Source organism: Psychrosphaera haliotis (genome assembly GCF_039523615.1).
Taxonomy (GTDB): domain Bacteria; phylum Pseudomonadota; class Gammaproteobacteria; order Enterobacterales; family Alteromonadaceae; genus Psychrosphaera; species Psychrosphaera haliotis.
Map to the genome: position 1 here is coordinate 94,197 of NZ_BAAAFQ010000006.1, position 24,138 is coordinate 118,334.

A 24,138-nucleotide genomic window follows, 5' to 3' on the forward strand; every position below is an offset into this window, starting at 1 on the left:
CTATTCACTTAAGCGTGATTTACTTCTTGAATTTCAACTTCAAAAGTCAATGTTTGTCCTGCTAACGGATGATTAAAATCTACCGTTACAGACTGTCCAGCAACTTCCCTAATTAACCCAGGCAAGTCATTACCATCTGGTTGTGTAAAGGCAACAATAGTGCCTACTTCAGGTGTTACTTCACTAAACTTAGTTCGGTCTACATAATAAATATTATCTGGATTTGGCTGTCCAAATGCTTGTTCTGGCGGTAACGTAAAAGAAGCTTCTGCTCCTGCTTCAAGACCTAATAAACAGTCTTCAAAACCTTTTGTTAAACTACCGTCGCCAATTACAAGTTTAGCTGGTTTGTTACTTACTTTTGTACTATCCGCAACAGAGTCGTCTGATAACTTAATAGTAAAGTGAAAAACAACTTCACTTCCAGCTTGGATACTTTTTGTACTCACTAATTAATACCTTTAGATAATTTTTCGTTTTTGGCTTCTAAGATGGCGTCTAAAATTAATAGCGCTGCACCACAACTAATCGCCATATCCGCTACGTTAAATGCAGGGAAATGCCAATTTTCATAATAGAAATGTAAGAAATCTACTACGTAACCATAGGCTAAACGATCAGTAACATTACCAATAGCGCCGCCTAAAATAAGTCCGTATGACCATAATTGGCGCTGTTCACGCCATGGCGTTTTTGCCATCCAATAAATAAGTAACGCACTAATGCCAAAGGCTATCGCCGTAAAAAACCATCGCTGCCAACCGTCTTGATTGCTCAAGAAACTGAACGCGGCACCATAATTTCTAACATAAGTAATATCGAATACAGGTAAGATATTAATGTCGTAATAAAGTGGCACGTTGGCTAAAATCCAAAGTTTGCTGGCTTGATCTAAGATCACCACCAGCACACCTAGTGCGATAAACCACAATCCGTTGGCTTTTAAATCCTTAAACGACATTACGCAAACTTCCTTGCTTCACCAGCGCCTTCTACGTTTTCAATACAGCGACCACATAAATCTTTATGTTCTTCATTTTGGCCTACTGACTCAACGTGGTGCCAACAACGCTCACACTTTTCAGCTGAACTGGCAGCAACGCTAACAAACAAACCATCTACTTCTGAATCAAAAGCATCGTCTGTTTTTTCTGCCAGCGGTGCGATAGATACTGTTGAAGTAATTAGAACAAATCTAAGTTCGTCTTCTAACGTTAGCAGTACATCTTTAATCTCATCACTTATATAAAGTGTAACGTCAGCCGCTAAAGAGGCGCCCACTAGTTTGTCTTTTTTAGCAATTTCTAAAGCACGGTTTACTTGCTCTTTAACTGCTAATACTTGAGACCAGTAGTCGTCACCTAATTCGCCATCAGAAGCAAATTTCTCAATTCCTTCATACCAAACGCCTGTGAATACAAATTCTTCACGTTCACCAGGAAGCTCTTGCCAAATTTCCTGTGCAGTAAATGACAATACCGGAGCCATCCAACGCGTCATTGCTTCGGCAATATAGTAAAGCGCAGTTTGACAAGAACGACGAGCCGTAGAGTCTGCTTTAGCTGTGTATTGACGGTCTTTAATTACATCTAAGTAGAAGCTACCTAAGTCTACTGAACAGAAGTTCATTAGCTTTTGCATTACGTTATGGAATTGGTACTTGTCATAAGCCGTTACGATTTCGTTTTGTAAACGAGCAGCCTTGCTTACAATCCAGCGATCAAGTGCCACCATATCTTGTTCAGCAACTAAGTCTGTTTCTGGATTAAAGCCATTTAAGTTAGCTAATAAGAAACGAGAGGTGTTACGAATACGACGATAAGTATCGGCAGAACGTTTGAAGATTTCTTTATCAACGGTCATTTCGCCAGTGTAATCAGTTGAGGCTACCCATAAACGAAGAATGTCGGCACCGTATACACCTGTAATTTCTTTAGGTGCAATGATGTTACCCAATGATTTAGACATTTTGTGGCCGTTTTTATCAACGGTAAAACCATGTGTTAGTACTTGATTGTATGGCGCTTTGCCATTCATCGCTGTACCTGTCATTAACGACGACATAAACCAACCACGGTGTTGATCTGAGCCTTCTAGGTATAAATCAGGGGCTTTATCAAACTCTTCACGAGCATCTACAACAAAGTGATGCGTCACACCTGAATCAAACCAAACGTCTAGCGTATCTTCTACTTTGCGATATTGACTTGCTTCTTCACCAAGCAACCCAGCCGAATCAAGATCCCACCAAGCTTGAATACCTTCTTTTTCAACACGTTGAGCGACTTGTTCCATTAGCTCTATGCTATTTGGGTGTAACTCATCTGTTTCATTATGAATGAATAGAGTAATTGGCACGCCCCAAGTACGTTGACGTGAAATACACCAGTCTGGGCGACCTTCAACCATACCTTTAATACGGCCTTCACCCCATTCAGGCAGCCATTCTACGTCTTTAATCTGTTCAATAGATTGCTGACGAAGACCGGCTTTGTCCATGCTGATAAACCACTGAGGTGTTGCACGGAAAATGATTGGAGTTTTGTGTCTCCAGCAATGAGGGTAGCTGTGTTCAAACGCAACGTGTTTAAGTAACTTGCCTTTTTCTTGAAGTAACGCAACAACGTTATCGTTTGCTTTGAATACGTGTTGACCTTCAAAGAATTCAGTACCTGGTACGTAAACCCCGTTTGGTCCAACTGGGTTTGCTACTTCAATGTTGTACTGTAAACCAACCGTGAAATCTTCCTGACCGTGTCCTGGAGCTGTATGTACACAACCTGTACCAGCGTCAGTTGTTACGTGATCACCTAAGATCATTGGGATAGAGAAATCATAGAACGGGTGATTAGCTTGAATTAATTCTAAGTCAGCACCTTTACAGTGTCCTAGAACATCAAATTCAGTAATATCAAAACGTGCCATACAATCAGCAACTAAATCAGTTGCTAGTACTAATCTAAATGGCTTATCAAAACCTTCAGCAGACTTAACTTGAATTAGAGAATACTCAACGTCTGCGCCTAAAGAGATGGCACGGTTAGCAGGAAGAGTCCAAGGAGTTGTTGTCCAGATTACAAAAGAAACATCACCCTTGCCTTTTCCAGCGTCTAGTTCTGAAAATTTGCCAGCAACACCGTCACTGTCTACCGCAGTAAACATAACATCGATAGCAGGAGATACTTTGTCTTGGTATTCAACTTCTGCTTCAGCAAGTGCTGAACCACAATCTGTACACCAATGAACAGGCTTAGCACCTTTTTGTAAATGATCATTATCAATGATTTTGCTTAACGCACGAATGATATTAGCTTCAGAACTGAAATCCATTGTTTTGTATGGATTGTTCCAATCGCCTAAAACACCTAAACGAACAAAGCTAGCTAGCTGACCGTCAATTTGCTTTTGTGCATATTCACGGCACTTCTGACGGAATGTTGCAGCGTCAACCTTCTTACCAGGCTTGCCAACTTTTTTCTCAACCATTAGCTCAATTGGAAGACCGTGACAGTCCCAACCAGGTACGTATGGCGAATTAAAATCAGATAACGTTTTAGACTTTACAATAATGTCTTTTAAAATTTTGTTAACCGAGTGACCTAGGTGAATATCACCGTTTGCATAAGGAGGGCCGTCATGCAAAATGAAGCTCTTTTTACCTTTTTTTGCTGCACGAATTTGACCGTACAAATCTTTGTTGGTCCATTCGTCTAACATTTTTGGCTCGCGTTGTGCCAAGTTACCGCGCATAGGGAACGCAGTTTCAGGTAAATTAAGAGTATGTTTATAATCACTCATGGTTATTTGATTCCATATTGACTTAGTTTGGATTTAGCCGTTGCTACATCCAGTTTAATTTGAGAAATGAGTTGTTCTATCGACTCGAATTTTTGTTCATCTCTGATTTTACTCAGAGGTTTGATCGATAACCTTTGCCCATACACTTGTTGGTCAAAGTTAAATATATTTACTTCTAACACAGGCTTTACGCCATTTAACGTTGGCTTATTGCCAATATTTGCAACGCCATAAAAGGTCTGATTGTTCAATTCAACTTCAACAACAAACACACCTTTGATAGGTAATACTTTCCTTTTCACAGCTATATTCGCTGTAGGAAAACCAAATTTACGACCGTTTTTTTGACCGTGAATAACTCGGCCCTGCATAACAAATGGTTCACCTAATAAATCTTCGGCTGCTTTGAAGTCAGCGTCTTGTAGATATTTTCGAATTGCCGTGCTGCTCGCTCTTTGGTCCGAGTAATTAAACGTTTTTGTATCTTCAACACTGAAGCCACAAATTTCTGACTCTTTTTGCAATAATGCAAAGTCGCCACTACGTTTCACACCAAACTTAAAATCATCACCAACAATTAAATGCTTTACACCTAATTTGTCTACTAACAAAGATTCAATAAATTCGTCTGCTGCCATTCCTGCAAACTCTTTGTTAAAACGAACACATATCAGTCGGTCAATACCGAGTTTCTCTAATTTTTTAAATTTGTCTCTGAAGGTCAACACTCGCGCAGCGGCTTTATCGCCTAAAAATACTTCCTGCGGTTGAGGTTCAAAAATCATCACGGCAGATGGAACACCATGCTTTTTAGACTCAGTTTTCAGCTTGTTTAACACATGTTGATGGCCCATGTGTACACCGTCAAAATTACCTATCGTCAGAACACAATCTTTGTGTTTTTCGGATAAATTGACTAAACCTCGAACTAACTCCATCGGACCTTCATAAACTGTTAAAAAAAACCCAAGAATTATAACGGCAAAGCTAGGCTAATTACTACCCAGAGCGTTCGATAAAGCAACAATTATGTAATATAAATTGAGATTAAATTAAGCGCCTTGTCTAAAATGCCGTTTGCGTGTGCCAAATAAAATTAAACACACAAAATAAACCACTACAGCAACGCCAATTAATAAAAATAACATCACTGATTCTTGCCAAAATGACTCCGTTGCAAACCAACCTGAGCGTTTAATGTATTCAAGTATAAATACCATAGCAGTTGTCGCGGCAACTAGGCGCACAATCCAACCAATGGTGGCCTTAGAAAGCCTGTAGACGCCTTGCTGATGTAATCCCCAATATAACATGCCGGCATTTAACGTCGCTGACATAGCCGTAGCAATCGCTAAGCCTACAAAACCATAAAATGGCGCTAACATAAAGTTGAACACTATATTGGATAACATCGCGATAATACCTAACCGCACCGGTGTTTTGGTGTCCTGTCTTGCAAAGTAACCAGGGGCTAATACTTTAACGGTCATATAACTAACTAATCCTGATGCATAACCAATAAGCGCAAAATAAACTTGCTGACCATCCGTTGCGGTAAATTCACCATGTGTATACAAAATCTTAATAATTAAAGGGCCTAAAACAATTAGGCCTGCTAAAGCTGGAAATGCCATTAACAACACCATTTTTAACGCCCAATCCATGGTTTCTTGAAACTTCGCTGGGTTATTAGTGCTATGAAGCTTTGACAGGCTTGGCAAAATTACCGTGGCGATACCGATTCCAAAAAGCCCTAAAGGAAACTCAATTAATCGATCCGCGTAATACAACCAACTAATAGAGCCCGTCATTAGAAAAGAAGCGATTACCGTATCAACTAATGCATTTAATTGATGAACCGACACACCTAGTATCGCCGGTAACATAAGCAGACGAATGCGCTTTACATGTTCATCGTTCCAGCCCCATTTGGGTTTGACTAGTAAACCGGCCTTAGCTAAAAACGGCCACTGGAAAAAAAACTGAACTAACCCGCCAACAAAAACACCGATAGCAAGTGCATAAGCGGTATCACTAAAAGTGTCTTTAAACAGAATGGCACACGCAATAATAGAAATATTTAGGAATACTGGTGTAAATGCTGCAACTGCAAATTTGTTATAAACATTTAAAACCGCGCCCGATAAGGCAACAAAGGTAATAAAGAATAAATAAGGAAATGTGATTTTTAATAATGCAGAGGCCATATCAAACTTAGCGGCATCTTCGCCGCCTTGCCACCAATCAATAAACCAACCAGTACCAAAAACCATGACAATAAGCGGAGACGCAACAATAGCAAAAGCAGTCAAACCCAGAACAATGACACCTAAAGTACCAGAAACTTTGGCGACCAACTCACGAACCGCATCGTCTCCATGTTTTTCTTTTACTTCTGATAAAACGGGGACAAAAGCCTGCGCAAATGCGCCTTCGGCAAACAAGCGCCTTAAAAAGTTAGGAATGCGATTAGCAAATAAATAAACATCAGCGTTGACCCCTGCACCTACAAAGGTAGCAATGACAACATCCCTGACTAAACCCAATACCCTTGATATAAGAGTCATGAACGAAACGATCAGACTCGACTTTAATAACGCCAAAATATTTCCTTTAACCGCCGCAGAATAAAACATGCATAGCTTGCCAGACTTTTAATCATTTATAAATTAGCTTTTCCATTTAAAATGATTTGACAAAAGCAGTATAAAAAGGCAAACTCCTCGGCCTTAAAAAACCGGTTATTTGAATTAAAAAGTTTAGGAGTCAGCCTTGGCTAACATTAAGTCTGCTAAGAAACGCGTTATAACTTCTGAGAAGGCTCGTCGTCACAATGCAAGCCGTCGTTCTATGATGCGTACTTTCATGAAAAAAGTTGTAACAGCTATCGAAGCTGGTCAAAAAGAAACTGCACAAGAAGCATTTACTGCACTTGTACCAGTTCTTGACCGTTATGCAACTAAAGGTCTAATTCACAAAAACAAAGCAGCACGTCATAAGAGTCGTTTAAACGCTCAAATTAACGCGCTATAATTTTTGTAATTATACTTTTTAAAAAACCGGAACTTGTTCCGGTTTTTTTATATCTAAAATTTGGCTTTGCTTTAGGCTTTAGCAAATATCACTAACTTAATAAACCGCTAGAATATTTAACAACGCAGCCGCTAACATCATCAAGTAAGTCAATATCCCACCAATAGTACGAGCAATTGATGTACCAGCGCTTTTACCTAAACCCATTGCATGAAACAAGCGCCCAATCAGTAATGCCGTTCCTAAAATATTGAGTACCCAAATCTCCGCCTTGTTAAGCTCTAAAAAGGCCAATAACAATAAAGCCAATGGCACGTACTCAGCAAAGTTAGCGTGTACTCTAATGGCGCGATGTAATGTATTAGATTCACCATGACCAATACCAACTTTGTGTACCAGTCGTAACTTTATAATGCGAAACGACAGTGCAACATAAAAAACGGCTAACATGCCGGCATAAAATGCTGTGTATTTAATTATCATTATTGTTCCCTTTTTTTATTATTTATATTTATTAGGATATTTATAGCCGATATTTTAATACTAATGAGTATCAAACATATCAAAAAATAGAACTGCTATTGATAGTCAACTTAGCAGTTTTTCTTCTAAAACAAAAAAACGCCACATATGCGGCGTTTTTCTTAGTCATTAGCGTTAAGTTTTACGCTAATACTTCAGCAAGCTTAGCGCTTACACTTTCAACAGCTTGTGTGCCATCAATAGTAGCAAACTTAGTATTACCTGCATCTGCTTCTGCTTTGTAGTAAGCAACAAGTGGCTGAGTTTGCTCATGATAAACACCTAAACGTTTACGAACTGTTTCAGGCTGGTCATCATCACGAACCATTAAATCATCGCCAGTCTCATTGTCTTTGCCTTCAACCTTAGGTGGGTTGTAAACAACGTGATATACACGACCTGATGCTGGGTGGACTCGTCGTCCAGACATTCTGTCTACGATAACTTCATCAGGAACATCAAACTCTAAACAATAATCCACTGAAATACCGTTTTCTTTCATAGCATCAGCTTGAGGAATGGTACGAGGGAAGCCGTCTAACAAAAAGCCATTTTCGCAATCAGCCTTTTTGATACGCTCTTTAACTAAACCAATAATAAGATCGTCAGATACTAGCTGTCCTGCGTCCATTACTTTTTTAGCTTCTAAACCTAATGGCGTGCCTTCTTTAATAGCAGCACGCAACATGTCACCAGTAGAGATTTGTGGAATGCCAAATTTGTTCATTAAAAATTGGGCTTGTGTACCTTTTCCGGCACCTGGTGCGCCAAGTAAAATAATCCGCATGAAATGATCCTCTGCAAATCCAAGTGAAAGTAAAAAAATTATACTCAGAATCTTGGCACAATAACCCAGTGATAACAAGCCGCTAGGGTAAGGATTCATTAACAGAATTGTTAATTTAACTTTGCATGACTAAATTTTAGACATAAAAAAGGGCAAGCTATTGCTTACCCTTTCATTTTAGCTATTTTAATTAAAACAATAATCTAGCTATTGCTGACCATTAACTATTATTTTACTTAGTTAATGACATCATTAGTGTGTTTAAACGTTTCACAAACGCACCAGGATCTTTAATGGTGCCACGCTCAGCTAGAGTAGCTTGGTCTAACAATACTTCTACCCATTGCTTATATTGCGCTTCGTCTTGAACTTGATCTACGTGCTTAACTAACTCGTGTTCCATGTTCAATTCAAATACCGGCTTAACGTCTGGCACTTCTTGACCCATTTGTTTCATTAGGTCAATCATTTGCGGACTCATGTCGCTGTTGCCTGTAACAATACATGCTGGCGAATCAGTTAAACGGTGAGATACTTTCACTTCTTTAACTTTTCCGTCAAGCGCTGTTTGGAAACGTTCGATGCTCGATGCAAACTCTTTGTCCGCTTCTTCTTGTGCTTTTTTAGACTCTTCGTCTTCTAAGTCACCTAGGTCTAAATCACCACGAGTAACAGATACAAGCTGCTTGCCGTCGAATTCAGTTAAGTGTGACATCAACCACTCATCAATACGGTCAACCATTAGCACAACTTCAATACCTTTCTTACGGAAGATCTCTAATGCTGGGTTGTTTGCCGCTGCTTCATATGAATCTGCTACCAAGTAATAAATCTTATCTTGACCTTCTTTCATACGCTCAACATAGTCAGGGAAAGACACAGATTGAGTCGCGTCATCATTATGTGTTGATGTGAATCTTAATAACTTAGCAATCGCTTCTTTGTTAGCGAAGTCTTCTGCTGGACCTTCTTTTAGAACTTGGCCAAACTCGTTCCAGAATACTTGATAGTCTTCTTTCTTGTTTTTACCCATACGGTCAAGCATTTTAATAACACGTGATGTACATGCTTTACGTAACGCTTGAGTCACTTTGTTGTCTTGTAAAATTTCACGAGATACGTTTAAAGGTAAGTCGTTTGAGTCAATTAAGCCTTTTACAAAACGAAGGTACGTTGGCATAAACTGTTCAGCGTCGTCCATAATGAAAACACGCTGTACATATAGTTTTAAACCACGTTGCTTATCGCGATTCCACATGTCGAATGGTGCTTTTTTAGGAATATATAATAACGACGTATATTCACTGCTACCTTCAACTTTATTGTGCGCCCACGTTAATGGATCTTCAAAGTCATGGCTAATGTGCTTGTAAAATTCTTGGTAATCTTTGTCTTCAAGTTCAGACTTGTCTAAAGTCCAAAGCGCATCGGCTTTGTTGATAACTTCCCACTCACCGTCAGTGGCAGCAATTTTTTCGCCGTCTTCGCCTTCTGACTCTGGAGTGCCATCTTTCCACATTTCTACTGGTGTAGAGATATGGTCAGAATATTTTTTGATTACTTGACGAAGCTTGTAGTCATCAGCAAATTCTTTTTCATCTTCTTTTAGGAATAAAGTGATTTCTGTACCACGAGTCGACTTTTCAATTGTCTCAATTGTGTATTCGCCTTCGCCTTCACTTGTCCACTCAACGCCGTTGTCTTTGCTATCACCCGCTTTACGAGAACGAACAATGACTTTATCTGCAACGATAAATGCCGAGTAGAAACCAACACCAAACTGACCAATTAGTTGAGAATCTTGAGCTTTGTCGCCCGTTAGGTTTTTAAAGAAATCGGCTGTGCCTGACTTCGCAATTGTACCTAAATGATTAGCCGCGTCTTCCGCGTCCATACCAACACCGTTATCGTCAATTGTGACGGTATTTTTGTCGGCGTCAAAGCTTACACGAACACGTAAGTTTGCGTCGTTTTCATATAAGTCATTATTTGATAGTCCTTCAAAGCGCAATTTGTCTGCGGCATCCGCTGCGTTTGAAATTAATTCACGTAAAAAGATCTCTTTGTTTGAGTACAAAGAATGGATCATAAGTTGTAGTAGTTGTTTTACTTCGGTTTGAAAGCCGTGAGTTTGTTTACCTTGAGTGGCTGCTTCTGCCATTGTCAGGGTCTCCTTTAATGATTTACGTTAATTATTTAATCGTTTAATGACAAGTAAATAAGTGTGCTTTTAACGCTTTTCAAGGGGAGAATTTTAATTCCGTAAAAAAAATGTGTGATTGCTTAAGAAAGAGTCACAACTAAAACTGTTTACGGCCCATTAATGCATGGCTCATTGTTGAAGTATCAACCATTTCAAGTTCGCCACCAACCGGAATACCATGCGCAATACGAGTAATTGCAACATTGTTGGATTTACAGATGTCAGCAATATAATGAGACGTTGCTTCACCTTCTACACTTGGATTTAAAGCTAGAATAACTTCTTCCACCAGCGGTTTAGAAGGATCAGAGCCGTCACTTGCAAGCACTTCTTCAAGTTGTGATAAACCAAGCTCTTGTGGACCAACGCCATCGATTGGAGATAGGCAACCGTGTAAAACAAAATAACGTCCTGAAAAATGACCACTTTGTTCAACAGCGGCTAAGTCAGAAACCGACTCAACAATGCACAGTAATGTATTTTGCGTACGGCGTGAGTTTGTACAAATATCGCAAAGCTCAAGCTCTGTGTAATTTCGGCACTGTTTACATTGACCGATTTCCGCTAAGCCCGTTGCTAACGTATTTGCTAATTCAGTACCAGCCTGTCGTTTATGCTGCAACAAATGATAAGCCATACGCTGCGCGGTCTTTGGACCAACACCTGGTAAACACTGTAATTGTTCTATCATTTTTTGAAGCAGAGATGTTTGCACAAACTAACCTTTTAACGCATTACGTAATTTCCGGTACGATACCAAAAGCACAGATAAAAGTAATCTAATCTGTTTTAATTATTTACACCGCGACTGTCGATATTTCACTGCCCGCTGGACCAGATTTAACATCTACTCGAAGGCCCATTTGGCTTTTTAATTCAGAAACATGGGAAATAATACCTATCATTCGGCCCGAAGATTGAAGATCTATTAGCGTTCGAACAGCAAGCTCTAAAGACTCTGGATCTAAGCTGCCAAAACCTTCATCGATAAATAATGTATCCAGCTTTATGCCACCCGAATAGGATTGAACCACATCAGACAAACCTAGCGCTAAAGATAGTGCAGCTAAAAATGATTCACCACCAGAAAGCGTTGCCACAGGACGCGACTTTCCTGTGTAGGCATCATCAACTTCTAGTTCTAACCCTGACGCTTTATTTCCCTTGGCTTTTTCTTCTTTACGAATTAATTGATAACGACCTTTACTCATTAATGACAACCGCTGCGATGCCTGAATAAGTACATCATCAAGCAATACACTCAAGACAAAACGTTGCAAACTGATTTTATCGCCGTCTAATCCATTTGATATTCGATAAAGTGTACCTACAACTCGATATTGTTTTTCTAACGCTTCATTGGTTTGATGAGCAATCTTTAGCTTTTTCTGTACTGACAATAACTGATTGTTACGTTCTTCTAGCGCTCGCCATTCATTATCTTTTTGCTGAAAAGCTTGCTTAAGCTCAGTCACGGCTTCAGTTAAGTTTTGAAGTTCAGGTTTTGTTGCATCTTTAAGCTCTGTATTTAATTGGGCCATTGCGCCCATTAATGTGTCTAAGTGACTTTTGTATTGCTCTACTTGCTGACTCAATGTCGATAAGTCTGTGTCACTAAGCCAAGCATTTTTAAAGCTAATTTCATCATCAAAAGTACTCGCCTGAATCGCGTTTTGCCACGCGTTAACAGCAACTTCATACTCTTGTTGTTGTACAGTTAACTGATTTATTAAGGCCTGAGTACTTGCTTCAAGTTGATCAAAATGACTTTGTGCACTTTCTTTGTTTGTTCGCGCAGCGGCTAATCCAGACTCTAATGCAGAAATAGTCTGAACTCTGTTTACCATCTCAGCTTGAATTTTATGAGCGTCGCGGTGCTCTTCAGGCAACTGTTCTTCTAATTGGCGTACCGTTGACGTTGCTATGACAAGCTGTTCATTGTCTTGGTTAGCTTGAGTTTCAAGCTCAACAATAGATGTTTCTAGCTGAGTTAATGAGTCTTTGTCGTTAAGTAATTCTAACTTAAGCATTTCCAAGCTTTGTTTAGTGGCTAGCAGCGTATTTACGTACTTCAGTTGAGCTTGATATTTAACTTGAGCGGTTTCTACGCTCAGGACATCTGAGTTGGCTGATACCAGGTTTGAGTTTTGGTCTGAATCATTGGCTGAGTTTTGGCCTGAACCAATGACTGAGCTGTGAGCCATGTTTTGCTCTGTCGTAAGCGCTTTCGTAAGCTCTTCAACTAGACTGCCTTTCACTTTTTGTTTGTTTAAAGCGTCGTCAAACTCTGCTTTTATCTTGTCTCGAGCCTGAGTTTGCAAAACAACCTGCTCTCTTGCTGCATCAACATCCTCTTTGCTAACCATCGCAACGTCTTCACCCTCTACGCTCGCTTCGGTTGCAGCTTTAGCAGGCTGTGGATGCACTAAACTGCCACAAACTGGACATGGTGAGCCGTCATTAAGCTCTTGTGCCAATATAGCCGCTTGATTTGCATGCCAAGAATATTCAACTTCTTTTGCTTTTTTAGTTAAAGCGGTCAGGTTTACGTTGCTGTCATTTAATTTGCCTTCAAGCACTAAGGTATTCGACGTTAACTGGTTTAAATCAGTAACCAGTTTCTTTAACGTTTCCCTATCCTTAACAGACTTTAAAAGCTTTTCTAGTTTAACTTGTTCCTGTGGCAATGACTCAACTTCACTGGATAGTAAAATTACCTGTGAATCTTTTTTATCTATATTTGATTTTGCAGTGGTTATATTCGCTAAGGCAGACGTTAAGCTTTGTTTACTTTTTTTCGCTTTAAGCGCAGAGGCATTCAGGTTATTTTTAGCCGCAACTAAATCGTTGGCTAGTTTTAAATACTGCTGTAAATCATTGTTTTGTTTTTGTAGCAAGGCAACGTTTTGGTGATCACGTTCAGCAACCGTTAACTGCGCCACTGCATTTGTTAGTTTTGTCTTTGCCTCATCTCTTTGTTTAGAGCTAATGTCTAATGAGGCTTTGATTGTTTTCAGTTTAATTTCTGTATTTTGTTGCGCTTCGAATTTAGGTGTTAACTTTTGGGCCACATTTGCTAGCTGTATGGTCTTTTTTGTTTGCTCGTTTAGCGATTCGTTTGCTTTATGCGCCAATAACTCTTTTTCTTTAGCAGCTTGCGCTATAAATTTAGCGTCTAATTGCTTTGCCTTTTCTAATGACTTTTCTGCATTTTTAACTTGGCTTTCTGCAGTTTGCTTTAAATTTAAAGCTTGTTCCAAAGACGGAGCTAATTGTTTTAATTCACTCGTAATTTCATCTTCGCTATTTAAGTCCGCACTTTGCAAAATACCTTTGATTTGGTTTTTGTGCTCGTCTACTTTTTTAGTTATATCCGAAGCCTTCACTTTTAGTGCTTCTTCTATTTTTTTGTATACAGATGTCTGAAACAGCTGACTAAATATTTTTTCTCTATCTTTTGAGTCCGCTAATAACAATTCTCTAAATTTACCCTGAGGCAAAACCATTACTTGCCTAAATTGATCAACATTAAGACCAATTAAATTTTGCACTTCTTTATCGGCGTCTTTAACGCTAGTCGATACCATCAGCCTATTTTCGGCAGAACCATCTAGCTCCCACATTGAGGCTTTTGATTGCTGAGTAGTTGTGCCTGCACCTACGCTTTTTGCGCGTTCCTGCATAGGAATTCGAGTAATACGGTAGCGTTTGTCGTTTAAGCTAAAATCTAACGTCACTTCCGTAAGCAATTTCATATCGGCAAAGTCGCAACGCATTTGTGATGCAGAGCGCTCAGCGCCAGTTGTGTGCCCGTATAAAGCAAAACAAATCGCATCTAGTATTGAGCTTTTACCTGCGCCAGTGGCGCCATTAATCAAAAACAAAGGGTTTGACCCTAGCTTTTCAAAATCGACAAATTCAGTACCAGAAAATGGCCCAAATGCTTGAACGGTTAATTTAAGTGGCTTCATGCTTATTCCTTCCCTGATTGGCTTTTAGCTGTTGGCTGTTGCTTTGTTCCTGAAACCAAACCTGGCTCTGCCCCTGAAACCAAACCTGGCTCTGAACCTGAAACCAAACCTGGCTCTGAACCTGAAACCAAACCTGACACTAAGTCTGCAACAAGTTCATGTTGCTCGTCAGACATCGGCTCGCCGGCCACTTGAGAATAAAAGTCTTTAAACATTTCAAGCTCGCCTCGTTTAAGTGACTCTTTTTTTAGTTTTGTATTGCTTGACTCTTGAATGCCTATTTTTTCAAGATGAAGGACATTGGGGTACACACTTCGCAGCTTGCCCATTGGATCTAAAATGGCGTGTTTGTCCGTTAAGCGCACAAGTAAATAGTCATCGCTGTTTGGATCAACTTTGCCGTTTTCTAAAATGGTCGCTAACTCACCCTCAATAATACGCATGTCTCTTAATGGGATCAGTGGTAAGTGCTTTTGCGATACCAGTCCGCCTTCATTCACCTCTACTAACGTCACGCCCTTTTTTTGGTTCTGCTCTGAGAAGCTATATTTCATAATCGAACCCGAATAGCGTATATGCGGTTCGCCTTTATATTGTGGGCTATGCAAATGTCCTAATGCAACGTAATCAAAGTCGACACATGGCTGATAACTTACTCTGTCTGCCCCGCCTATTTGCAATGGTCTTTCCGAGTCAGACTCCTCAGCGCCATCTATAAAACAATGACTTAACAGCACATTCACTTGGTGTTGGTTGTTTGTTTGTTGAGTGACTTGCTTGATCTCGTTGACTAAAAAAGTGTGGGCCTCGTCATAAGTTTTTACGTCCGATTTAAATACATCTCTTACCATAAGAGGTTCACAATAGGGTATCCCGTAAAACGCCACTTCGGCATCACTGGTTTTAATAACAACAGGTTCAGCCACACCCTCTAAGCTGCCTAAAATGTGCAACCCAGACGACTTCATTTGTTTTGCACCAAAACGAACTCGTTCTGCACTGTCATGATTCCCAGGGATCATAATCACCGGCACATTTAGCTCGCTACAAATCACAGACAATACGTTATCTAATACTTCTACTGCAGAAGCTGGCGGCAACGAGCGATCATAAATATCACCGGCAATAACAACGGCATCAACCGCTTCATCTTTTATGTAATCAATAATCTGATTAAGCACATGTTGCTGATCTTCGAGCAAAGATACATTGTGAAATTGACGACCAATGTGCCAGTCAGATGTATGTAGAAATTTCATAAGCGCCTTTTGGGTTCTCAGGTGCAGATGCCTTGAATATTAATTTTGATAGGCAAATGAGTTTTATAGATGAGTTAGCTGTTTAGAACAATAGGATATATAAAGCTTGCCAGCATTCAATGACTGTATAAAAAAACACGTCATTTAAAAATACATATTTGGATACAAAAAAGCCGATACTAAAATCGGCTCTTGATTCTACCCAAGATTTTAAAACACATATTATCTGTATGCTTAACCTTGGAGTAACGCTAAAACTTAGAACGGCATCTTCATGCCTGGAGGCATTCCCATACCACCAGTTACTTTGCCCATTTGTTCTTTGTTCATTTCTTCAACACGACGAACTGCGTCATTAACTGCAGCTGCTAGAAGGTCTTCAATCATGTCTTTGTCGTCTTCCATCAAAGATTCGTCAAGCTCAACGCGTTTTACGTTATGACTGCCTAGCATTGTTACTTTAACAAGGCCTGCGCCTGCTTCACCAACAACTTCCATTTTTGCTAAGTCTTCCTGCATCTTCTGCATTTTTTCTTGCATTTGCTGGGCTTGTTTCATGATGTTGCCCATTCCGCCTTTAAACATAATATTTTCCTCTCAATTCTATCCGCTAATTATGCGGTCTAATTTGGTTAAAACAAGGCTTTCTGTCTTGTTATAAAGGTTTAATTGAATTCTCGATTAATTTTGCGCCAAACTCATTCACCAGTGTATTTATAACTGGGTCTTGATGAATGCTATCTTCCGCTCGTTGTTGTCTATTTAAATTTATATTTTGCTGAATATCCGCAGGTGCTGTTGTGGTAATTGCACTCTTATTAATAATAAACTCTGAAGCAGGTGCCAGTTGTGCAACCACGGCTGTGAGTTCTTGCTCTGAATTTTCATTTAAGAGGTGCGCAAACTCTTGTCGAACAATAAGCTCAATACGACTACCGTCAATTTTAACTTCACTGTTTAACGCTAACTGTCGGCCAAGTCCCATTAAATGAGACTGCTCAATCATGGCAGCCCAGCGGTCAACTTCGTGGGCATAACGGACTTCTTCACTATCCACATCTTGCAGTTCAACTTCAACAACATTAGGCGTATCAACGGGTTTTGCATGCCCTCCACCTAAATTTGCTTGTGCTTGAGGCTCATATTGAGATTCAGTTTGAGGTTCAATTTGATGTTTATACTGCGATTCTGCCCTCGACTCCAGCTGCGCTTTAGGCGCTAGCTTTATGTCTGGCTTAGGTGATGGCTTAGCTGCTTGCGCTGAGCTATTTCCTAATTGGCTAGTTTCTAATTGCCCGTCTTTTGATTCAGACTGCGAATTGTTGTTATCCGATGACGCTGAGCTTTTGCTTGAGTAATTTATTCCACGACTGGCTAATATCGCCATAACAGGATTTTGTTCGGCATCATCTGGAAAGTCTATATTTGGCGTAAATGCCGTTGCTGAGTCATTTGATGCAGGCTCGCCGGATGCAGTGCCGTTTAATGCAGACTCGTTCGAAGTATATTCAGTAGCACCAAACTCACTCGCTAACGTTTCATTTGTTGATTGCTGTTCCGGTGACTGTGATTCCAGTGAAGAGCCTAAGTCGTTTGCGGTGGATTCAGCGTAACCTTGGTAATGGTCAGAGACGTCGCTTTCGTCATAAAGGACATTCCCATAATCAGGAAGGGGCTCAACTGCTTCAACTGCTTCAACTGCTTCAACTGCTTCAACTGCTTCAACTGCTTCAACTGCTTCAACTGCTTCAACTGCTTCAACTGCTTCAACTGCTTCAACTGCTTCAACTGCTTCAACTGCTTCAACTGCTTCAACAGTATGAGAAGCAGATTCCACAATTTCAATATCATTTAGTTCGACTTCAGCGTTTTTTTTTTCGATATTTAGTTCAGTTGTTGGTGTAAAAGCTAATAAGCGTAGACACGCCATTTCAAGAGCGGAGCCTGGGTCTGTGCTATATGGCAGCTCTTTTTTACTTTGAATTAGAAGCTGATAGTTAACTTGCGTTTGTTCCGCTGATGTAGACGACGCTAACGCTTTAATAAGTGTTTCGTTTGATTCACTTAATTGTGCCGCCGCTGGCAATAACTGACACATGGCGATTTGATGAGTTAAGGTAATAAGATCATCAAATATTTTAGAAAAGTCAGGCTGTTGTTGTCTCAACTTTGCAAAAAGCTCAACTAATTTAGCTGAATCCTTTTTCGCTATAGACAGAAGTATTTGTTGGCTCCAGGATTGATCAACTGTTCCTAACATGTGTTGAACAATATCTAAGGTGACGTTTTGTCCTGACTGAGCAATTGCTTGGTCCGTGAGACTCAAACCATCTCGCATGCTGCCTCTGGCAAATTTAGCGAGTAAGTCTAACGCTTCAATTTGATATGGAATGCTTTCAGCATCGAGGATGTGTTTAAGCTGCGCGCTAATTTGAGGAACTGACAAAGCTTGCAAGTTAAACTGTAAACAACGGGACAAAATAGTAACAGGTAACTTCTGAGGATCCGTTGTTGCCAATAAAAACTTCACATGCTCTGGCGGCTCTTCCAATGTTTTTAACAACGCATTAAAGCTGTGACGCGACAGCATATGAACTTCATCAATTAGGTATATTTTATAACGACCACGAGTTGGGGCATATTGAACGTTATCAAGAATTTCTCGTGTATCACCGACTTTTGTTCGAGAGGCAGCATCGATCTCTATTAAGTCGACAAATCGGCCTGCATCAACATCAAGACATACAGGGCAAGTACCACAAGGCTCTGCGGAGATCCCTGTTTCACAATTCAGGCTTTTTGCAAATATACGCGCGATAGTGGTTTTTCCCACTCCACGAGTACCGGTAAATAGATAAGCATGATGAGTTCGTTGCTGAGTAAGGCCGTTAATAATTGCTGACTTAACATGATCTTGACCAACAAGCTCAGAAAACTTAGTAGGACGCCATTTTCGTGCGAGTACCTGATAACTCATGCTTACTTACCGTCCTTGTTCAAAATTATTCGCCTTCAAATTCAGTAAGACTGAAACTGTTTATATCTAATGCAGATAAACGTTTTTCACCGCCAATATCCGGCAGATTTACCACAAAACAAGCGTCATTTACTGTTGCGCCCAATTTACGAATTAACTTTGTTGTCGCTTCAATTGTACCGCCAGTTGCTAATAAATCATCAACCATTAAAACTTTGTCGCTCGCTGACAAGGCATCAGTATGAAGCTCTAAGATATCTTCACCGTATTCTAACTGATAATCCTGCGATATAACTTCCCTTGGCAACTTACCAGGCTTACGAACCGGAATGAATGCAACATTCATTTTATAAGCTAAAGGTGCTCCAAAAATGAAACCACGAGCTTCTGTTCCTACGATGGCTGTTATGGCCGCGTCTTTGTATTGTTCGTAGAAAGCATTGATAGTTGCTGCAAAAGCTTCAGGGTTTTGCATTAAAGATGTGACATCTCTAAATTGAATTCCAGCTTTAGGATAATCTGGAATAGTTTTGATACTATTTTTAATCAAATCCGACATTTCGGCTCTCTTTGACTTAACTTAAACTAAGTATGCCAGAACCCATTGATATGAAAAATACCTTTACTGATTTATTTTTCTAATCGACTACTAATACGCCTCTTTGAACAAAATCACCGATGGCTGTTGTTAAGAAATTCGTAATCACTTTACTGTCGGTGTCGGGTTGTACTTGCTGAAAGTACCTTTCTAACGCACTAAGAGTAGTTAAAGACTCAGCGCTGCCCTCTGCTCCATTTTGTTGTGCATTGACTGAGCATTCATCGATATAATTCACTAGGTGGGCGGTAATTGCGTTAGTCGTCATAAAAGCCACGTCTCCGTCTACATCTTGATAAACAATCAGAAAGGTATCTAACGGCTCTACTTCTGTCGCTTGTAATGTGTTGTTTATATGCCCTACACTCTTCAACATTTGCTTAGATATTGTATGAACAGGATATTGATATCCAAGAGCCCACGTAGAGTTTGGGACTATTAAGTTAGAGTCGACTTGCCAGTCGTTGTCAGTAATTTCATTTTCTTGTATTGAAACATTAAGCTCTACCCACTCATAGTGGGCTAGTTCAAGTAAATATTGTGGCAACAACGCTAACTGAGTTTGAGTTTGAGTTTGAGTTTGAGTTTGAGTTTGAGTTTGAGTTTGAGTTTGAGTTTGAGTTTGAGTTTGAGTTTGAGTTTGAGTTTGAGTTTGAGTTTGAGTTTGAGTTTGAGTTTGAGTTTGAGTAATAAAGTCTAAAAACTGCTCGGCAATATCAACAAAATAAGGCGACGACTTTTCACCAGATATTAAAAACTGTCTAACGTAACTCTTCCATATTGATTGTTCTAATATACTTTTTAGAACGGGGAATGCGTTACTACAGAAACCTTCAATGTTGTTAAAGATTAGCTCTTGATAAATATTTAATCTTCGTTGCTCAACGCCAATATCGTTAGTTACTGAAGGATCAACGATGGCGTTAGTTAGAGCTTGCTGGGAGGCTTTAAAGTCTTCCATATACACCTACCCTTCTTGCTTTTTTTTAGTGTAGCTTTTTTGGAAAGAATGAATTTTGTCAATTTCCACGTTTAGTTCAGACATATCTGGAATGTTAAAATCTCGTTCCAATAACGTCGGGAAAACCCCATGTTCTTGATATGCAAAGTCTAGCAGTTCCCAAACATCATCAATTACAGGACTGCCGTGTGTATCAACTTTTAAGTCTTTTGCTTCATCGTAATGTCCAGCTATATGACCATAAGCAATGCGCTCAGTCGGCATAGCACTGATAAATTCTTTGGCGTTGTAACCTTGGTTTATACTGTTGACGTAAACATTATTTACATCGAGTAACAGGTCACATTGAGCTTCTTCCAAAACCGCTTTTGTGAATTCAACTTCTGTTAAATCGTTCATGGTTTGTAAGTAGTAAGATACATTCTCTATAGCAATGCGTTGCTCTAGAATATCCTGTACCTTTTTAATACGGTTAGCGACATGAAGCACAGCTTCCTGTGTGAAAGGGATCGGCATTAAGTCGTATACATGGCCTCCTGACGAACAATAACTTAAGTGTTCTGAATAACAACTTACATTAAAGTCCTTCAGAAACCGTTTAACCTGTTTAACAAACTCAACGTCGAGCTTATCTGGACTACCCAAAGATAGCGATAAACCATGAGTTGAAAGTGGGGTGTGTTGAACCAGCTCCTTTAATGGTGCTTGATAACGCTCATTCATGCGCATCCAGTTCTCGGGCGCGACTTCAATATAATCAACGTTTGATGCTAATATCTCATCTTTCAAGTCTACCATCTCGCGACGATAACCAAGCCCTACTCCACTTATCATTAATACCTCTTAACTTAAACAAAAACAGCCAGACACGCTGGCTGATTAATATGACTCTAGTCTACTAAGACTACCTCAAAAAGGAAGACACAAAGAGGTTACCTAGTGCCACCGCACTTGCCTTCGCCACATTTGCCTTCTTTAGCTTTATTTGCCTTGTCTTTCATTTTATTTTTCATTTTGTCGGCGCCGCACTTACCTTCACCACATTTGCCCTCTTTGGCTTTGTTGGCTTTATCTTTCATCTTGTTCTTCATTTTATCTGCGCCGCACTTACCTTCACCACATTTGCCCTCTTTGGCTTTGTTGGCTTTATCTTTCATCTTGTTCTTCATTTTGTCGGCGCCGCATTTACCTTCACCACATTTGCCTTCTTTAGCTTTTTTGGCTTTATCTTTCATCTCACCTTTTAATTTATCTGCACCGCACTTACCTTCACCACACTTGCCTTCCATGCTAGCTACTTGATAACCAGCTTCCAATGTATTTGCCTCAAAGCTCATTGTTTGAGCGCTTGCCATAGCAGAAGTTGTTAATGCAGCTAAACCTAAAGCCGTTAGAGTTGATTTTTTATTCAGTTTCATAATTCACCTATTGTTATTTTAATATTAATCTAATGTATCAGACCTTGAGATAGAGTAAAAAATTTCGTCGATTTAATTCAAACCTATTAATTAAATAGCAAGTTCCTAATAACGACTATAATTATAGTAGTTAAGTTATTGGAGTTTAAGAATGATATTTAACCACCTAGATACTTCTTTTAGAGATCGACTATCTGGCCTTTATAGTGAAGAATATTTTGTACAAGTTTTTTATCGAGAATGGCACCGAATGTTGAGGGAGAGAGATGCCTTGTCTGTTGTAATAATCCACCCTCATTTAAATACAAATAGAGAAGAGGACAAGCTAGCTTTTAAGCTTGTTTCAGAATCTGTAAAAAGAAGCACTAAGCGCTCCACCGATCTTGTTTGCCGATTTCACACTAATGAAATAGCAATTGGACTTTTTAACTTAGACGAGGGTGGCACTGAAAAAGTTCTGAGTAGAATATTTGAAGACATTGAAGAAAGCCTAAAAAATTTTACATACCCTATTGACCTCTCAATTGGTGCACTTAACGTTCTGCCTTCGAATGGAGCAGAATTGGAAGATGTATTTGAGCGCACAGAAAAGCTAGCGGACGCTGCTGAATTAGAAGGTAAGAATGCATACAAACTGGAATACCTTAAGTTACATTAAGTCCTAGTGAAACTTTCATATATAAAAAAACCGCCTAAAAGGCGGTTTTTTTTCACTTACTTCGAACTCTAAAGCATTACGCCGTCACGCTCAGCTGATTCACGAATATACGCTTCCCAACTTTTTGCAGACTTTGCAGTGTTTTTATCCTTCATAGCAAGTTTAATTGCTTTATGAGCTTGTTTCCACTGACGCTGATAAAAGTGTGCTTCGGCTATTGCCATATAAACAACACCTTTACGTTTAACACCCTTATCAAGTGCTAAATTGAAAGCTTTTACAGCTTCTGAGTTACGTTCTAAAGCTAAAAGCATATTGCCTTGATCTTTAAGAAACTCACCATCATCAGACATTTTACCGGCTTTCGCATAGTATTCAGCAGCTTTAGCAAACTCTTTAGCATTTCTATAGGTAGCAGCTAAAACCGAAAGAGATTGTTTTGACTCTTTAATAATACCTTTTTTAATATGCTTTTCTTGTATTTCAGCAGATTTAAAAGGTATACCGTTTGTAGCGTATAGTTGCGCTAATTGTTTAAACTGATTCTCTTTTTCTAAAAAGCCTTGTTTGTATGCAAGTTCAAAAGTTGACAGACCTCTTTCGAAGTCTTCAGTCATCATGTAGAACGAACCAAGCTGTGTCCACCACTTAGGGTTTTCAGGGAAAACTTTTACTAAGTCTTCAACAGCTTTTGTTGCTTCAACAAACTTTTTTTGCTCATAGTAAGAAGCCATAACTAAGATATATGGATTCTGATTAGGAGTTGGGAACAACTCTATAGCACGGCGAGCAGGAACAACCGCTTCATCGTACTTCTTCATCTCATATAATGAGTTAGACATTCTTAAATAAACATTTGGGTCTTCATCTAACGAAAACTCAACATACTCTTTATAGTAGTCAAGCGCAGATTGGAACTGCTGTTCTTGTAAAGATAAATCGGCTAAAAGCTTTATAGTAGCGGCATGATCATTAAAAGGTAAAACGTCAGCTTCTTTTGCTTTAACTAGTCTTTCTAATGCAATGTTAGCTTTACCTTCAATACCGGCATACATATTACCGATAAAACGGTTCACATATGCTTTATCAAAAGCACCCTTTGGCTCTAATTCAAGCAATAGCTCCAGAGCTTCATTAACTTGTTCGGCAGAATATAGCTCATAAGCAGCGGCTATTTTCTTACCGACTCTAGTTCCTAAAACCTGACCGCCACGTTCTTTCTTTCGGCGCTCAACTTCTTCAAGTTTATCCGCTGGTACTTTAGCTTGGGCTGGGATTGACGTTGAGGCAATACCAAGCACTAATGACGCTACTAACAATTTAGAAATTAATTTCATATTAGTTACCCCCATCTAAGTTAAAGTCTAGCTGCACTTGTAGGCCGGTTTGGCGAATCGCTTTACCATCTTCAACACGAGGCTTATATTTCCAACGTTGAAGAGCTTTTCTCGCTTCACGATCAAAAACTCGACGTGGTTCTGCATTGATAACTTTAACGTTTTCAACGCCACCTAACTCGTTAATATCGAAGCTAAGTTGAACCCAACCAGAAATACCATCACGTTGAGCTTTTGCTGGGAACTTAGGTTCAATTCGAACGATAGGTGTTGCATCACCATCTCGAATTAAACCACCTGGTCCATTTAAGCCAGTACTAGCTCCACCAACATCTACAGACGGTATATTGAAGCTTGGACCACTACTTGCAATTTGTGGCTCAGGATCAGGCGTCTGAGGTTTAGGCGGCTGTTTAGGCGGCGGTGGAGGCGGCGGCGGAACACGGTTACGTTTCTGCGCCTTACTCTCCGGTGGCGTAGTATTTATTTCGACTATAATATTCTCGAATTCATTTTGGTTAGACGAACCCCCACTGGAGATTAGTTTAGCCATGAAAACGAACAAGCCGAATGTGATTACTACACCAACTATTATTGATGCAATAAGTCTTAACAT

Annotated in this window: 21 protein-coding genes; 2 read left to right on the plus strand and 19 right to left on the minus strand. The window is 39.7% G+C overall.

Annotation, left to right across the window (positions count from 1 at the left end):
- Positions 1-8: 8 nt before the first annotated feature.
- The 5 genes from fkpB to murJ form a co-directional block, all read right to left on the minus strand.
- On the minus strand, positions 9-449 hold the full coding sequence (fkpB, locus tag ABD009_RS08705; RefSeq protein ID WP_343824554.1) for an FKBP-type peptidyl-prolyl cis-trans isomerase: 441 nt from the start codon (positions 447-449) through the stop codon (positions 9-11).
- Entirely contained in the window at positions 449-961 is a 513-nt protein-coding gene (gene lspA / locus ABD009_RS08710) for a signal peptidase II (RefSeq protein WP_343824555.1), read from the minus strand. Before lspA ends, fkpB begins: the two co-directional genes overlap by 1 nt.
- Positions 961-3,798: an isoleucine--tRNA ligase gene (gene ileS / locus ABD009_RS08715; protein ID WP_343824556.1), complete on the minus strand. Its 2,838-nt coding sequence runs from the start codon at positions 3,796-3,798 to the stop codon at positions 961-963. The genes lspA and ileS overlap by 1 nt, the downstream gene beginning before the upstream one ends.
- A gap of 2 nt (positions 3,799-3,800) precedes the next feature.
- A complete protein-coding gene (gene ribF / locus ABD009_RS08720) occupies positions 3,801-4,736 on the minus strand; it encodes a bifunctional riboflavin kinase/FAD synthetase (protein ID WP_343824557.1) in 936 nt (311 codons plus the stop codon).
- A 114-nt stretch (positions 4,737-4,850) separates the two neighbouring features.
- Positions 4,851-6,401, minus strand: coding sequence for a murein biosynthesis integral membrane protein MurJ (gene murJ, locus ABD009_RS08725; protein ID WP_343824559.1), 1,551 nt, complete (start codon positions 6,399-6,401; stop codon positions 4,851-4,853).
- Positions 6,402-6,570: 169 nt separating this feature from the next.
- Between murJ and rpsT the strand changes: the two genes are divergently transcribed.
- Complete coding sequence (rpsT, locus tag ABD009_RS08730) at positions 6,571-6,831, plus strand: 30S ribosomal protein S20 (RefSeq protein ID WP_155694308.1); 261 nt, start codon at positions 6,571-6,573, stop codon at positions 6,829-6,831.
- A gap of 96 nt (positions 6,832-6,927) precedes the next feature.
- Here rpsT and ABD009_RS08735 read toward each other — a convergent pair whose 3' ends face one another.
- From ABD009_RS08735 to ABD009_RS08790, 12 genes are all read right to left on the minus strand, one after another.
- The gene (locus ABD009_RS08735) at positions 6,928-7,314 is read right to left on the minus strand and encodes an MAPEG family protein (RefSeq protein ID WP_343824562.1); all 387 of its coding nucleotides are present in this window, start codon (positions 7,312-7,314) and stop codon (positions 6,928-6,930) included.
- A 181-nt stretch (positions 7,315-7,495) separates the two neighbouring features.
- Positions 7,496-8,140: an adenylate kinase gene (adk, locus tag ABD009_RS08740; RefSeq protein ID WP_155694312.1), complete on the minus strand. Its 645-nt coding sequence runs from the start codon at positions 8,138-8,140 to the stop codon at positions 7,496-7,498.
- 232 nt (positions 8,141-8,372) lie between these two features.
- Positions 8,373-10,301, minus strand: coding sequence for a molecular chaperone HtpG (gene htpG / locus ABD009_RS08745; RefSeq protein WP_343824564.1), 1,929 nt, complete (start codon positions 10,299-10,301; stop codon positions 8,373-8,375).
- Between the two features lie 139 nt (positions 10,302-10,440).
- A complete protein-coding gene (gene recR / locus ABD009_RS08750) occupies positions 10,441-11,058 on the minus strand; it encodes a recombination mediator RecR (protein WP_330997675.1) in 618 nt (205 codons plus the stop codon).
- 82 nt (positions 11,059-11,140) lie between these two features.
- The gene (locus ABD009_RS08755; protein WP_343824567.1) at positions 11,141-14,314 is read right to left on the minus strand and encodes an AAA family ATPase; all 3,174 of its coding nucleotides are present in this window, start codon (positions 14,312-14,314) and stop codon (positions 11,141-11,143) included.
- A gap of 2 nt (positions 14,315-14,316) precedes the next feature.
- Positions 14,317-15,573: an exonuclease SbcCD subunit D gene (locus ABD009_RS08760; protein WP_343824569.1), complete on the minus strand. Its 1,257-nt coding sequence runs from the start codon at positions 15,571-15,573 to the stop codon at positions 14,317-14,319.
- A 258-nt stretch (positions 15,574-15,831) separates the two neighbouring features.
- Positions 15,832-16,158, minus strand: coding sequence for a YbaB/EbfC family nucleoid-associated protein (locus ABD009_RS08765; protein WP_155694319.1), 327 nt, complete (start codon positions 16,156-16,158; stop codon positions 15,832-15,834).
- Positions 16,159-16,228: 70 nt separating this feature from the next.
- Positions 16,229-18,550 carry a DNA polymerase III subunit gamma/tau gene (gene dnaX, locus ABD009_RS08770; protein ID WP_343824572.1) on the minus strand — a complete coding sequence of 774 codons (2,322 nt, stop codon included), beginning with the start codon at positions 18,548-18,550 and terminating at the stop codon, positions 16,229-16,231.
- A 25-nt stretch (positions 18,551-18,575) separates the two neighbouring features.
- Positions 18,576-19,109 carry an adenine phosphoribosyltransferase gene (gene apt / locus ABD009_RS08775; protein WP_343824574.1) on the minus strand — a complete coding sequence of 178 codons (534 nt, stop codon included), beginning with the start codon at positions 19,107-19,109 and terminating at the stop codon, positions 18,576-18,578.
- 79 nt (positions 19,110-19,188) lie between these two features.
- Positions 19,189-20,109, minus strand: coding sequence for an HvfC/BufC N-terminal domain-containing protein (locus ABD009_RS08780; protein WP_343824576.1), 921 nt, complete (start codon positions 20,107-20,109; stop codon positions 19,189-19,191).
- A gap of 6 nt (positions 20,110-20,115) precedes the next feature.
- Entirely contained in the window at positions 20,116-20,943 is an 828-nt protein-coding gene (locus ABD009_RS08785; protein ID WP_343824578.1) for an HvfB family MNIO-type RiPP peptide maturase, read from the minus strand.
- Positions 20,944-21,041: 98 nt separating this feature from the next.
- A complete protein-coding gene (locus ABD009_RS08790; RefSeq protein ID WP_343824580.1) occupies positions 21,042-21,527 on the minus strand; it encodes an HvfA family oxazolone/thioamide-modified RiPP metallophore in 486 nt (161 codons plus the stop codon).
- A 151-nt stretch (positions 21,528-21,678) separates the two neighbouring features.
- Between ABD009_RS08790 and ABD009_RS08795 the strand changes: the two genes are divergently transcribed.
- The gene (locus tag ABD009_RS08795) at positions 21,679-22,185 is read left to right on the plus strand and encodes a GGDEF domain-containing protein (protein ID WP_343824582.1); all 507 of its coding nucleotides are present in this window, start codon (positions 21,679-21,681) and stop codon (positions 22,183-22,185) included.
- Positions 22,186-22,253: 68 nt separating this feature from the next.
- Here ABD009_RS08795 and ABD009_RS08800 read toward each other — a convergent pair whose 3' ends face one another.
- Both ABD009_RS08800 and ABD009_RS08805 read right to left on the minus strand, forming a co-directional pair.
- The gene (locus ABD009_RS08800) at positions 22,254-23,522 is read right to left on the minus strand and encodes a hypothetical protein (RefSeq protein ID WP_343824584.1); all 1,269 of its coding nucleotides are present in this window, start codon (positions 23,520-23,522) and stop codon (positions 22,254-22,256) included.
- Between the two features lies 1 nt (position 23,523).
- Positions 23,524-24,138 (minus strand): TonB family protein, encoded by a 615-nt coding sequence (locus ABD009_RS08805; protein WP_343824586.1) that lies wholly within the window; start codon positions 24,136-24,138, stop codon positions 23,524-23,526.